11 protein-coding genes are annotated in these 13,900 nt (G+C 66.9%); 7 read left to right on the top strand and 4 right to left on the bottom strand.

Annotated elements, in window-relative coordinates; all coding sequences use genetic code 11:
• Positions 1-5: 5 nt before the first annotated feature.
• Entirely contained in the window at positions 6-1,637 is a 1,632-nt protein-coding gene (locus BM436_RS24235; protein WP_229490660.1) for a serine hydrolase, read from the top strand.
• Here BM436_RS24235 and aqpZ read toward each other — a convergent pair whose 3' ends face one another.
• The 4 genes from aqpZ to BM436_RS24215 all read right to left on the bottom strand — a co-directional run bounded on the left by aqpZ (position 1,638) and on the right by BM436_RS24215 (position 5,723).
• Positions 1,638-2,366 (bottom strand): aquaporin Z, encoded by a 729-nt coding sequence (gene aqpZ, locus BM436_RS24230; protein ID WP_093558110.1) that lies wholly within the window; start codon positions 2,364-2,366, stop codon positions 1,638-1,640.
• A gap of 95 nt (positions 2,367-2,461) precedes the next feature.
• Positions 2,462-3,046, bottom strand: a complete 585-nt coding sequence (locus BM436_RS24225; RefSeq protein ID WP_093558109.1) for a transporter substrate-binding domain-containing protein — start codon at positions 3,044-3,046, stop codon at positions 2,462-2,464.
• Between the two features lie 109 nt (positions 3,047-3,155).
• Positions 3,156-4,727: a methyl-accepting chemotaxis protein gene (locus tag BM436_RS24220; RefSeq protein WP_093558108.1), complete on the bottom strand. Its 1,572-nt coding sequence runs from the start codon at positions 4,725-4,727 to the stop codon at positions 3,156-3,158.
• A gap of 189 nt (positions 4,728-4,916) precedes the next feature.
• Positions 4,917-5,723 (bottom strand): class I SAM-dependent methyltransferase, encoded by an 807-nt coding sequence (locus tag BM436_RS24215; RefSeq protein WP_093558107.1) that lies wholly within the window; start codon positions 5,721-5,723, stop codon positions 4,917-4,919.
• 372 nt (positions 5,724-6,095) lie between these two features.
• Between BM436_RS24215 and BM436_RS24210 the strand changes: the two genes are divergently transcribed.
• From BM436_RS24210 to BM436_RS24185, 6 genes are all read left to right on the top strand, one after another.
• Positions 6,096-7,733: a TldD/PmbA family protein gene (locus tag BM436_RS24210; protein ID WP_093558106.1), complete on the top strand. Its 1,638-nt coding sequence runs from the start codon at positions 6,096-6,098 to the stop codon at positions 7,731-7,733.
• Positions 7,734-7,749: 16 nt separating this feature from the next.
• Complete coding sequence (locus BM436_RS24205; RefSeq protein WP_093558105.1) at positions 7,750-9,087, top strand: TldD/PmbA family protein; 1,338 nt, start codon at positions 7,750-7,752, stop codon at positions 9,085-9,087.
• An 89-nt stretch (positions 9,088-9,176) separates the two neighbouring features.
• On the top strand, positions 9,177-10,814 hold the full coding sequence (locus BM436_RS24200) for a TldD/PmbA family protein (RefSeq protein ID WP_093558104.1): 1,638 nt from the start codon (positions 9,177-9,179) through the stop codon (positions 10,812-10,814).
• A 13-nt stretch (positions 10,815-10,827) separates the two neighbouring features.
• Positions 10,828-12,165, top strand: coding sequence for a TldD/PmbA family protein (locus tag BM436_RS24195; protein WP_093558103.1), 1,338 nt, complete (start codon positions 10,828-10,830; stop codon positions 12,163-12,165).
• Positions 12,166-12,267: 102 nt separating this feature from the next.
• Positions 12,268-12,888, top strand: coding sequence for a DUF4159 domain-containing protein (locus BM436_RS24190; RefSeq protein WP_093558102.1), 621 nt, complete (start codon positions 12,268-12,270; stop codon positions 12,886-12,888).
• A 2-nt stretch (positions 12,889-12,890) separates the two neighbouring features.
• Positions 12,891-13,895, top strand: a complete 1,005-nt coding sequence (locus BM436_RS24185) for an AAA family ATPase (protein ID WP_259741441.1) — start codon at positions 12,891-12,893, stop codon at positions 13,893-13,895.
• Positions 13,896-13,900 lie beyond the last annotated feature (5 nt).

Here is a 13,900-nt window from a genome sequence, read left to right as displayed (position 1 = left end):
GCCCGATGATGAGGAAAGGCGGCGCGCCGTCGCCGGCGTCGCGGGTTTCGTTGTTGCCGCCGCTGCTGCTGGCGTTATCGGCGTTGTCGGCGCCGAACCTCCACGCGCACGAGGTGGCCGTCGCCCCCGCCGCGGCCGCGCAGCGGGCCGCCTACGACCTGGACGCGGACGTGAACCGCGTCCTCAAGACCTTCGACGTCCCCGGCATGGCCATCGCCATCGTCAAGGACGGCAAGGTGGTGGCGGCCAAGGGCTACGGCGTGCGCAAGCTCGGCGAGCCGGCCCCGGTCACCGGCCGGACGCTGTTCGAGATCGCCTCCAACTCCAAGGCCTTCACGGCCGCCGCGCTGGCCATGCTGGTCGACGAGGGCAAGCTGAAATGGGACGATCCCGTCATCCAGCACCTGCCCGGCTTCCAGATGCGCGACGCCTACGTGACCGGCGCCATGACCATCCGCGACCTGGTCACGCACCGCAGCGGCCTTGGGCTGGGCGCCGGCGACCTGCTGTGGTGGCCGAGCAGCACCTACAGCACCGACGAGATCATCGCCCGGCTGCGCTTCATCCGGCCGGCCACCAGCTTCCGCAACGGCTACGCCTACGACAACGTCCACTACATCGTGGCCGGCCGTATCGTCGCCGACAAGACGGGCAAGTCATGGGAGGAGGCGATGCGCGAGCGCATCCTGGCGCCGCTGGGCATGCAAGCGACCACCACCAGCCAGGCCGCGATGCTGCGGGCGGCGGACCACGCCGCGCCGCACAGCCGCGTGGACGAGCGCACCGTCGCCGTGCCGGCTGTGCCGGTGGAGAACGCCAAGGGCGCGGTCGGCATCAACAGCAACGCGGAGGACATCGCGCGCTGGATGGCCATGCTGCTGGACGGCGGCAGAACGCCGGACGGCGTTCAGCTCATCAGCGAAAAGCAGCTGGCCGAGATGTGGAGCCCGCAAACGGCCATGCGCATCCCCGATCCCAAGGGCGCGCTGGCCGCCACCCGTCCCAACTTCAACGCCTACGGCCTGGGCTTCCAGCTGCGCGACTACAAGGGCCGCAAGCTGGCCCTGCACGGCGGCGCGCTGCTGGGCTTTTATTCGCGCGTGCTGCTGGTGCCGGAGGAGAGGCTGGGCGTGGCGATCTTCACCAACGCCGAGAACGGCGGCTCGATGAACGCGCTGCAGTGGCGCATCCTCGACCATTACCTGGGCGGCTCCACGCGCGACTGGATCTCCATCGTCGCGGACGACGAGCGCAAACGGCACCGGGAGGAACTGGCCAAGGTGGCCAAGGCCGCCGCCGCGCGCGACGCGGCGTCGCGGCCCTCGCTGGCCTTGGCGGCGTACGAGGGCGACTACCAGGACCCCTGGTACGGCCAGGTGACGATACGGCGGGAGGGGGACCGGCAGGTGATGCGCTTCGCGCGCACGCCGGACCTGACGGGCGATCTGGAGCACTTCCAGCACGACAGCTTCATCGTCCGCTGGCGCCAGCGCCATCTCAACGCCGACGCCTATGTGACGTTTTCGCTGAATCCGGACGGCAGCATCGAGCGCGTGAGGATGGCGCCGGTGTCCGGCGAGACCGACTTCAGCTTCGACTTCGCCGACCTCGATCTCGCGCCCGTGAAAAAGCCCTGATTACGCGGCGTTGCGTTCCGTTTGCGGCACCGCCTGCAGGCTCGCCTGGTTGCTGCCGATCAGGCGGTAGACCAGCGCGCCGAGCAGGGCGCCCGCGATCGGCGCCAGCCAGAACAGCCAGAGCTGGCCGACCGCCCAGTCGCCCACGTACAGCGCCACGCCGGTGCTGCGCGCCGGATTGACCGAGGTGTTGGTGACGGGGATGCTGATCAGGTGGATCAGCGTCAGCGCCAGGCCGATGGGCAGCGGCGCGAAGCCGCCCGGCGCGCGGCCGTCGGTGGCGCCGAGGATCACGATCAGGAACATCATCGTCATCACCACTTCCGTCACCAGCGCCGCCAGCAGCGAGTAGCCGCCCGGCGAGTGCTCGCCATAGCCGTTCGAGGCGAAGTCGGCGCTCAGGCTGAAGCCGGCCTTGCCGCTGGCGATCAGGTACAGCACGCCGCCGGCGACGATCGCGCCCAGCACCTGGGCCACGATGTAGGGCAGCAGCTTGTTGGCGGGGAAGCGTCCGCCGGCCCACAGGCCGATCGACACCGCCGGGTTCAGGTGGCAGCCTGAAATGTGGCCGATCGCGTAGGCCATGGTCAGCACCGTCAGGCCGAAGGCCAGCGATACGCCCAGCAGGCCGATGCCCACGCCGGGAAACGCCGCCGCCAGCACCGCGCTGCCGCAGCCGCCCAGCACCAGCCAAAATGTTCCAAAGAATTCCGCGCCGTATTGTCTCATTGCCGTTCCTTCACCGAAGTTGATGGGAGTTGCGATCGATTTCGCATCGGCAGACTCTAACTTGCGGTTGCCCTTTTGTCTATCTTTTCAGCTTCTCAGGGCAGGTGCAGCTCGAACACGCGCCGCTTGCGGGCTGCAATCTCCTCCATCCCGCGCTGGAAGGCGGGGATGGAATTGAACAGGCGGTCGAAGCTGCCGTCCTTCTGCGCGATCCGCAATCCCCTTTCGATGCGCGCGGCCAGCGCCGGCCGCGCGCGGCTGACGAAGAAGTAATAGGGCACGCGGTAGTGCAGGAAGATGGTGCGCTCCACCGCCAGTCCCTCGCCCTCGTGCTGGGCCAGTTCCGACCAGGCCTCGTGCGCGCCGCGCGGCATGTAGTCGAAGCGCTTCACGCGCAGCATGGGAAACAGGTATTCATAGTCTATCGACGTCATCACCGGCAGGCCGTTGGCGCGCAGCACGTCGGTCGATGGCCAGTTCACGCCGGCGCCGGCGGTCAGCGCGCGCAGCTGGTCCAGTGTCTTGACGGCCGCGAACTTGTCGGCGTCCTCGGCGCGTATCAGGAACAGGCGGTAATCGTTCAGTTCCTTCAGCAGCGACACGCGCACCGGCAGCAAGTCCGTCTCGCGCTGGCGGTTGCTGCCGTCCCACATCACGTCGATCACGCCATTGTTCTTCACCTCCGCGGCCTGGCGCGGATTGGTCAGCTTGTAGCCGTATTGGACGATCTCGTACGGGCCGTCGCTGGCGATCGTCTTGTCCAGCGCCAGTTCCAGCAGGCGCGGGAAGTCAGCGCCGCCGCACCTGGAACATCGACACCGCCAGCGCCAGTTGCGCGGCCTGCTCGTCCAGGCTGGCGGCGGCGGCCGCCGCCTCCTCGACCAGCGCCGCGTTCTGCTGCGTGCCCTGGTCCATCTCCGACACCGCGCGGTTCACCTGCGCGATGCCGCCGGTCTGCTCCTGGCTGGCGCCGGCGATCTCGGTCATGATGCCGGCCACGCGCTGCACCGAGCCGATGATCTCGGACATGGTCTGACCCGCCTCGCCCACCAGCTTGTCGCCCAGCGTCACCTGCTTGACCGAATCGTCGATCAGCCCCTTGATCTCGCGCGCCGCGGCCGCCGAGCGCTGCGCCAGGTTGCGCACCTCGGAGGCCACCACGGCGAAGCCGCGTCCCTGCTCGCCGGCGCGCGCCGCCTCCACCGCCGCGTTCAGCGCCAGGATGTTGGTCTGGAAGGCGATGCCGTCGATCAGGCTGATGATATCCACGATCTTGTGCGCCGAGGCGCTGATGTCGCTCATCGTGGCGCCCACCCTGGCCACCGAATCGCCGCCGCGCGTGGCCACCTCGGTGGTCGAGACCACCAGCTGGCTGGCCTGCCGCGCGTGCTCCGCGTTCTGCTTCACGGTGGACGAGAACTGGTCCATGCTGGCCGCCGTCTGCTCCAGGCTGGAGGCCTGCGACTCGGTGCGCTGGGACAGGTTCATATTGCCCGCCGCGATGTCGCCCGTGGCGGCCCGCATCGACTCCACGTTGGAGCGCACGTCGCCGACGATGGCGCGCAGGTTCACATTCATCTGCTGCAGCGCGCGCAGCATCTGGCCCATGTCGTCGCCGCGGGAGGTGTCGATGTCGCTGGTCAGGTCGCCGCCGGCCAGCGTGCGCGCCGCCTCCAGCGCGTGGTGCAGCGGCGCGCCCACCGCCTTCTGGAAGGCGTAGGCCTGCAGCAGCGTGAAGGCCAGCCCCAGGCCCGCCAGTCCGCCCATCCAGCCGGCGGCGGCGCCGTTCAGTTGGCTCACGCCGATCCCGCCCATCAGCAGGAACATGGCGCTGAAGGCCACCAGGCCGGTGTTGATGCGGGCGCGGATGCTCAGCGTGCGCAGGCCCGCCAGCTTGCCGGCGAAACCGGTCTTCACCACGCGGCCCTGCTTGAGGGCGACGTTGCCGGCGCTGCCGGCCGCGATGGCGCGGTACAGCCGGTCCGCCTCCTCGATCTGTTGCCGGCCCGGCCGGGTGCGCACCGACATGTAGCCGGTGGCGCGGCCGTTCTCCAGCACCGGCGTCACGTTCGCCAGCACCCAGTAGAAGTCGCCGTTCTTGCGGCGGTTCTTCACCATGCCGGTCCAGGACTGGCCGGCTTTCAGCGTCGCCCACAGGTCGGCGAAGGCCGCCTCCGGCATGTCCGGATGGCGCACCAGGTTGTGCGGCGCGCCCAGCAGCTCTTCCTGCGAAAAGCCGCTCACTTCCGCAAAGTAGGGATTGACGTAGGTGATCTTGCCCTTCAGATCGGTTTTGGAGACGATGGGGCGGCCTTCCTCCATCTGGTATTCGATCGCGGTAACGGGCAGGTTCTGGCGCATGGCTATCCTCGGATGGAACGTGAGGAAAACATTCTCGTGCAAAAAAGAGATCGTTCGTGCGTTTTTGTGGCGATCTGTGCTAAAAAACTACAGAGATACGCGGCGTGAGCCGGGGACAGACCCGCGTTCCGCGTCCCGTGCCGTTGCGACAGCGCGTGGCGCGGAGGGTCTGTCCCCTGGGTTGCGGCCTTAAGGTTTCACGAACTTCAGCGTCATGCGGTCGCTCTCGCCGATGGCGGCGTATTTCGCGCGGTCCTTGTCCTTGTTGCCGTAGGTTGGCGGCAGCGCCCACACGCCGCCCTCGTGGTCGGCCTTGTCCCTGGGGTTGGCGTTCACCTCCGATTTGCCGGCCAGCTTGAAGCCCGCGTTCTCCGCCAGCTTGATCACGTAGGCCTCGTGCACGTAGCCGCTGCTGGCCTTCTCGTCCTGCTTCACCGAGGCCGGCAGGCGGTGGTCCACCACGCCGAACACGCCGCCCGGTTTCAGCGCGTCGTACACGCTGGCGAACAGCGCCTTCATGTTGGCGTCGCCGGTGCCGATCCAGTTGTGGACGTTGCGGAAGGTGAGCACCATGTCGGCCGTGCCCTTGGGCGCGTAGTTGTACACGCCGTTGCCCGGTTCGAAGGCGCCCAGCTGCACCTTGCCGTAGGCGGCCGGCACGGCGTCGAGCTTCTCCTGGAAGCGCGCGGCGCCCTTGCGCACGTTCTCGCTGGCCGAGCCGGGCGTGGCGCCGGCGGCGATCAGCTTGCCCTTGTCGCGCAGGTATGGCGCCAGGATCTCGGTGTACCAGCCGCCGCCCGGCGACAGTTCCACCACCGTCATGGTGGGCTTGATGCCGAAGAAGGTCAGCGTTTCATACGGATGGCGCTGCGCGTCGCGCTCCACGTTGGCGGGCGTGCGGGTGCCGCTGGCGATGGCCGCCTTCAGGGCGTCGTCCGCCAGCGCCGGGCCGGCCACGCCGCACACGATGGCGGCGGCCAGTAACAGTCGTTTCATGCAAATCTCCTTGGTTTTGGAAGGTCGGTGGCGCGACACGTGCCGGTCGCGTGCGGCGATAATGGTTGAACTTGCAACATGGGTCAAGCGGAATGTCGCGGCGCCGATATACACGCCGTTACGCGGCCTATACAAGACGTTACATACTGTCCGAAGCGGTCCGCTCGGACAGCGTTCGGACACTCGCGCGGACACTTCGGACAGCCCCGGACACCGCGCCGCCCGGCCAGCGGGCCATTTCACAAATGGCATGGAACTTGCAGAACGCATCCCTTTATTGCTTGTTGACTAGTCTACAGATTTCGCGGCGCAGGACAGCCCACAAGGCAGTCCCCCGGCCGCAAAACCCGGCAGTGTTCTTTTGGAGATAATATGGAACGACGCGCATTTCTCAACATTAGCGGTTTTGCCTTGGGCACAATGCTGCTGCCCCCGTTCGGCCACGCCATCGCGGCCGAAGAGCTGCTCAAGCCGGTCGACGTGAAGTTCAAGAAGATGCTGGCCGACACGGCCATGACCGCCGCCACCCAGGCCGGCGCCAGCTACTGCGACGTGCGCATCGGCCGCTACCTGAACCAGTTCCTGACCACCCGGGACCTGAACATCGAGAACGTCACCAACACTGAATCGGCCGGCGTCGGCGTGCGCGTGATCGCGGGCGGCGCCTACGGCTTCGCCGCCACCAACGACATGTCGCCGGACGGCGTGGCCGGCGCCGCGCGCCAGGCGGTCGCCATCGCCAAGGCCAACGCCAGGCTGCAGACCGAACCGGTGCAACTGGCCGCGCTGAAGGGCGTGGGCGAGGTGGCCTGGGCCACGCCCTACACCAAGGACTGGCGCACGGTGCCCATCAAGGAAAAGGCCGAGCTGCTCATCGCCGGCAACAAGGCCGGCCTGGACGGCGGCGCCAGCTTCATGCAATCGCTGCTGTTCCAGGTGAACCAGCAGAAGTACTTCGCCTCCACCGACGGCTCCTACATCGACCAGGACCTGCACCGCCTGTGGATGCCCTTCTTCGCCACCGCCGTCGACAAGACCAGCGGCAAGTTCCGCTCCCGTTCCGGCCTGTCCACGCCGGTCGGCATGGGCTATGAATACCTGGACGGCCGCGCCGAGGACAAGTTCAAGGCCGCCGGCGGCGTGACCACGCTGTACCGCAAGTCCTACGACCTGGTGGAGGACGCGCGCGCGGCCGGCCAGCAGGCCAAGGCCAAGCTGACGGCGAAATCCGTCGAGCCGGGCAAGTACGACCTGGTGCTCAGCCCCGAGCACCTGTGGCTGACCATCCACGAGTCGGTCGGCCACCCGACGGAGCTGGACCGCGTGCTGGGCTACGAGGCCAACTTCGCCGGCACCAGCTTCGCCACGCTGGACAAATGGAAGTCGAGGAAATTCAAGTACGGCGCCGACATGGTCAACATCGTCGCCGACAAGACCGCCGCCGGTTCGCTGGGCGCGGTCGGCTACGACGACGAGGGCGTGCGCTGCAAGAGCTGGGACATCATCAAGGACGGCGTGCTGGTGAACTACCAGGCCACGCGCGACCAGGCCCACATCATCGGCGAGAAGGAGTCGCACGGCTGCTCCTACGCGGACAGCTGGAGCAGCGTGCAGTTCCAGCGCATGCCCAACGTGTCGCTCAAGGCCGGCACGAAGCGGCTCACGCCGGACCAGATGATCAAGGACGTCAAGAAGGGCATTTACATCGTCGGCGACGGCTCCTTCTCCATCGACCAGCAGCGCTACAACTTCCAGTTCGGGGGCCAGCTGTTCTACGAGATCAAGGACGGCAAGATCACCCAGCCGCTGGAGGACGTGGCCTACCAGTCCAACACCCAGGAGTTCTGGAACGCCTGCTCCGCCCTGTGCGACGAGCGCGACTGGCGCATGGGAGGCTCCTTCTTCGACGGCAAGGGCCAGCCTTCGCAGGTCAGCATCGTGTCGCACGGCGCCAGCACCACGCGCTTCAACGGCATCAACGTGATCAACACCGCCCGCAAGATCGGCTAAGGCTAAGGACTAGAACATGAAATTTCTGAATCAGGAAGAAGCGAAGCGCATCACCGACAAGGTGCTGTCCCTGACCAAGGCCGACGAATGCGAGGTCAAGCTGACCGGCAACCGCACGGGCAATATCCGCTACGCGCGCAACGCCGTCTCCACCGCCGGCCTGGTCGAGGACACGCAGCTGTCCGTGTCTGTCGCCTACGGCAAGAAGCAGGGCACCGCCACCGTCAACGAGTTCGACGACAAGTCGCTGGAAAAGGCCGTGCGCCGCGCCGAGGACCTGGCGCGCCTGGCGCCGGAAAACCCGGAGTTCATGTCCACCGTCTCGAAGCAGGAGTACAAGGCCAGCGACACCTACAGCAAGAGCACCGCCGCCATCGATCCCGACTTCCGCGCCCAGGTGGCCGCCTACAGCATCGAGAACAGCCGCAAGAACAAGCTGGTGGCCGCCGGCTTCTTCACCGACAGCACCGCGTTCGAGGCCATCGCCAACTCCAAGGGCGTGTTCGGCCACCAGGAGAACACGGGCCTGAACTTCACCTGCACCGTGCGCACCGAGGACGGCCGCGGATCGGGCTGGGTGCGGCGCGACGCGGGCGACGTCGCCAGGTTCGACGCGCGCGAGGCCTCCGACGTGGCGATCGAGAAGGCGCTGCGCTCGGTGGACGCCAAGGCGCTGGAGCCTGGCCGCTACACGGTGATCCTGGAGCCGGCCGCCACCTCCGACCTGCTGGCCTACATGTTCAACGGCTTCGACGCGCGCAGCGCGGACGAGGGCCGCAGCTTCCTGTCGAAGAAGGGCGGCGGCAACCGCCTGGGCGAGAAGCTGTTCGACGAGCAGGTCAACATCTGGTCCGACCCGTGGGACAAGGACATCGCCGTCACGCCGTGGGACACCAACACCATGCTGGCGCGCGAGCGCATGGACATCATCAAGAGCGGCAAGGTCGCGGCGATGGACTACTCGCGCTTCTGGGCGCGGAAGCAGGGCAAGCGCGCCGTTGGCGCGCCGGGCAACTTCATCATGGCGGGCACCAACAAGTCCACGCAGGAGCTGATCGCCAAAACCAAGAAGGGCGTGCTGATCACCCGCACCTGGTACATCCGCATGGTGGACCCGCAAACCGTGCTGCTGACCGGCCTGACGCGCGACGGCACCTTCTACATCGAGAACGGCAAGATCAAGCACCCGGTGAAGAACTTCCGCTTCAACGAAAGCCCGGTCACCATGCTCAACAACATCGACGAGATCGGCAAGCCCGAGATCCTGGGCGGCGACGAGTCGCCGTTCCAGATGCTGATCCCCGCGATGAAGGTGCGGGACTTCAACTTCACCTCGCTGTCGGACGCGGTGTAACCCGAAGGCGAAGTCGGGGGTCAGACCCCTGGGGGTCTGACCCCAGCCCTTGCGGTGGGTTTTGTACTAAACTTGAACCAGGAGTAGATGTGGAACGACGTACATTTCTGAAAGTGGGCGCGCTGTCCGGCGGCGCCATGCTGGTGCCGGTGTTCGGCAACGCCATCGCGGCCGAGGAGCTGCTCAACCCCATGGCCGTGCAGTTCAAGAAATCGCTGGCGGACGCCGCGATGAACGCCGCCACCAAGGCCGGCGCGAGCTATTGCGACGTGCGCGTCGGCCGCTACCTGAACCAGTTCATCACCACCCGCGACCTGAACGTCGAAAACATCGTCAACACCGAATCGAGCGGCGTCGGCGTGCGCGTGATCGCCGGCGGCGCCTACGGCTTCGTCTCCACCAACGTGATGACCCTGGACTCCGTGGCCGACGCCGCGCGCCAGGCGGTCGCCATCGCCAAGGCCAACGCCCGCCTGCAGACCGAACCCGTGCGCCTGGCGCCGGTGAAGGGCGTGGGCGAGGTGGCCTGGTCCACGCCGTACATCAAGGACTGGCGCACGGTGCCCATCAAGGACAAGGCCGAGATGCTGATCGCCGCCAACAAGGCCGGCATGGACGCCGGCGCGAGCTTCATGCAGTCCATGCTGTTCCAGGTGAACCAGCAGAAGTACTTCGCCTCCACCGACGGCTCCTACATCGACCAGGACGTGCACCGCCTGTGGTCCCCGTTCACCGCCACCGCCGTGGACAAGGCCACCGGCAAGTTCCGCACCCGCGACGGCCTGTCGTCGCCGGCCGGCATGGGTTACGAGTTCTTCGACGCGAAGGCCGGGAACAAGGTGCGCGCCGCCGGCGGCGTGACCCAGCTGTACAAGAACGGCTACGACCTGATCGAGGACGCCCGCGCCGCCGGCCGCCAGGCACGCGAGAAGCTGACCGCGAAATCCATCGAGCCGGGCAAGTACGACCTGGTGCTCAGCCCCGAGCACCTGTTCCTCACCATCCACGAATCCGTCGGCCACGCCACGGAACTGGACCGCGTGCTGGGCTACGAGGCCAACTACGCCGGCACCAGCTTCGCCACGCTGGACAAGTGGGAATCGAAGAAATTCAAGTACGGCGCCGACATCGTCAACTTCGTGGCCGACCGCACCGCCATCGGCTCGCTGGGCGCGGTCGGCTACGACGACGAGGGCGTGAAGGCCAAGCGCTGGGACATCATCAAGGACGGCGTGCTGGTGAACTACCAGACCACGCGCGACCAGGCCCACGTGATCGGCGAGAAGGAATCGCACGGCTGCTCGTACGCCGACAGCTGGAGCAGCGTGCAGTTCCAGCGCATGCCCAACGTGTCCCTCGCGGCTGGCAAGAGGAAGATGACGCCGGACGAGATGGTGGCCGACGTGAAGAAGGGCATCTACATCCTGGGACGCGGCTCCTTCTCCATCGACCAGCAGCGCTACAACTTCCAGTTCGGCGGCCAGCTGTTCTACGAGATCAGGAACGGCAAGATCGTCAACCAGGTGGAAGACGTGGCCTACCAGTCCAACACCCAGGAATTCTGGAACGCCTGCGCCGCCATGTGCGACGAGCGCGACTGGCGCATGGGCGGCTCCTTCTTCGACGGCAAGGGCCAGCCGCCGCAGGTGAGCGCCGTGTCGCACGGATCGAGCACCACGCGCTTCAACGGCGTGAACGTCATCAACACCGCCCGCAAGATCGGCTGAGGAGCAGCGCCAGATGAAATTTCTGAACCAGGAAGAAGCGAAGCGCGTTTGCGACAAGGTGATCGCCTACTCGAAGGCGGACCAGTGCGAGGTGGGCCTGAGCGGCAGCCGCTCGGGCAATATCCGCTACGCCAACAACGCCGTCTCCACCGCCGGCCTCACAGAGAACACGCAGCTGAGCGTGACGGTCGCCTTCGGCAAGCGCGTGGGCGCGGCGTCGATCAACGAGTTCGACGACAAGTCGCTGGAAAAGGCCGTGCGCCGCGCCGAGGACGTGGCGCGCCTGGCGCCGGAGAATCCGGAGTTCCTGCCGGCGATCAAGCCGCAGCAGTACAAGGCCACGCCCACCTGGAGCAAGCGCACGGCCGACATCGATCCCGAGTACCGCGCCGAGGTGGCGTTCCAGAGCATAGACGCGGCGCGCAAGGCCAAGCTGCAGGCGGCCGGCTTCTTCAACGACACCACCGGCTTCGAGGCGCTGGCCAACTCCAATGGCCTGTTCGGCTACCAGGAACTGAGCAACCTGGGCTTCACCATCACCGCGCGCACGGAGGACGGCCGGGGTTCGGGCTGGGCCACCCGCTACGCCAACGACGCGGGCCGGTTCGACGCGCGCGAGGCGTCCAACGTGGCGATCGAGAAGGCGGTGCGATCGGTGGACGCGAAGGCCATGGAGCCGGGCCGCTACACGGTGATCCTGGAGCCGGCGGCCACGTCGGACATGCTGAACTTCATGTTCAACGCCTTCGACGCGCGCCGCGCCGACGAGGGTCGCAGCTTCCTGTCCAAGAAGGGCGGCGCCAACCGCCTGGGCGACAAGCTGTACGACGAGCAGGTGAACGTGTGGGCCGACCCGTGGAACCCGGACGTGCCGGTGCTGCCCTGGGACGGCGCCACCATGCAGGCGCGCGAGCGCACCGACATCATCAAGAACGGCGTCGTGTCCACGCTGGACTACTCGCGTTTCTGGGCCGGGAAGAACGGCAAGCGCGCCACCGCGCAGCACGGCAACATCATCATGGCTGGCGGCAGCAAGAGCACGGAGGAACTGATCGCCGGCACCAAGAAGGGCGTGCTGGTCACGCGCCTCTGGTACATCCGCATGGTGGACCCGCAATCGGTGGCGCTGACCGGATTGACGCGCGACGGCACCTTCTACATCGAGAACGGCAAGATCAAGCATCCGATCAAGAACTTCCGCTTCAACGAAAGCCCGGTGTCCATGCTGAACAACATCGAGGAACTGGGCAAGCCGGTGGTGGTGGGCGGCGTCGGCTCGCGCTTCCAGATGCTGCTGCCGGCGATGAAGATCCGCGACTTCAACTTCACGTCGCTGTCGGATGCGGTATGAGCACTGGGGACAGACCCGCGTTCAGCGACCCATGCCTACGCGACGGCGTGTGGCGCGGAGGGTCTGTCCCCGGTTTCCCGCCGCCGGTCCAGGACCTAACCCATGCCTAGCCACGACTTCTACTTCACCCGCCTGACCTACGAGTCCGGCGACTGGGACGTGGACGTCCGCATGCCCAGCAACGTGCTCAACTCCCTGGTCGAGTACACCACACTGCGGGTGGACCCGGTGGAGCGCATCGTGGCGCTGTCCGACGCGAAGATGCTGGAGGCGCCGTTCTGCTACTTCGCCGGCCACAAGCTGGTGCAGTTCACCCCCGCCGAGCGCAAGAACTTCGAGCGCTACGTGCGGGGCGGCGGTTTCGTCTTCGTGGACGACTGCAACCACGACATCGACGGCCTGTTCGCGAAATCGTTCGAGGCCGAGATGGCGAGGATCTTCGGCAAGCGCGCGCTGAACAAGATCCCGAACAACCACCCGGTCTATTCGAGCTTCTTCAAGTTCGACGGCCCGCCCAACACCAGCGTGGAGTTGAACGGCTGGGGCGACGACCTGGTGCACGACTACCTGAAGGCCATCGAATTCAACGGCCGGGTGCGGGTCCTGTACAGCAACAAGGACTATGGCTGCGAGTGGGACTACGACTTCCGCAACAAGCGCTGGCTGGCCATCGACAACACCCGCTTCGCAGTCAACATTATTCAGTACGCATTGGGAGCTTGACCGTGTCTTTGCATGATTCCTCGTCCTGGGACGAGAACGAAATCGGCGCGCTGGGCGCCAAGGTGGCGGCCCTGAAGGCCAGCATGTCGAAGGTGATCGTCGGCCAGCGGGACGTGATCGACTCGCTCATCATCTGCCTGCTGGGCGGCGGCCACGCGCTGGTGGAGGGCGTGCCGGGGCTGGGCAAGACGCTGCTGGTCAAGTCGCTGTCGCAGGCCACGGCGATGGAGTTCCGCCGCGTGCAGTTCACGCCGGACCTGATGCCTTCCGATATCGTCGGCACCGAGATCCTGGAGGAGGACCACGCCACCGGCAAGCGGGAATTCCGCTTCCAGCGGGGCCCCGTGTTCACCCAGGTGCTGCTGGCGGACGAGATCAACCGCGCGCCGCCCAAGACCCAGTCCGCGTTGCTGGAGGCCATGCAGGAACGCTGCGTGACCTTCGCCGGCCAGACGCACAGGCTGCCGCGTCCCTTCTTCGTGCTGGCCACGCAGAATCCCATCGAGCAGGCCGGCACCTACCCGCTGCCGGAGGCGCAGCTGGACCGCTTCCTGCTGCGCATCGACGTCGGCTATCCGACCGAGGCGGAGGAGGTGGCCATGGTGTCCGCCACCACCCACGCCGGGCTGGCCGACGCCGAGCCGGTGATGGACGTGGCGACCCTGCTGCGCCTGCAGCAGCTGGTGCGCGACATCGAGATCGGCCAGCACCTGCTGGTGTACGCGACCCGCCTGGTGCGCGCCACGCGGCCGAAGGAGAGCAGTGTCGCCGCCGTGCAAAAGCACGTCGGCTGGGGCGCCGGTCCGCGCGCCGGCCAGGCGCTGGTGCTGGCGGCCAAGGCGCGCGCGCTGATGCACAACCGCCTCGCCGTCACGCGCGAGGACATCGTCGCCATGCTGCTGCCGGTGCTGGCACACCGCGTGCTGCGCAACTTCGAGGCGGAAGCGGACGGCATCGCCGTCGCCGACATCCTCGCCGCGCTGCGCAACGACGTGCGCCCGGACTGAGGCCC

Source organism: Pseudoduganella namucuonensis, assembly GCF_900116645.1.
Taxonomy (GTDB): Bacteria; Pseudomonadota; Gammaproteobacteria; order Burkholderiales; family Burkholderiaceae_D; genus Rugamonas; species Rugamonas namucuonensis.
This window is presented reverse-complemented; position numbering and strand designations above follow the sequence as displayed.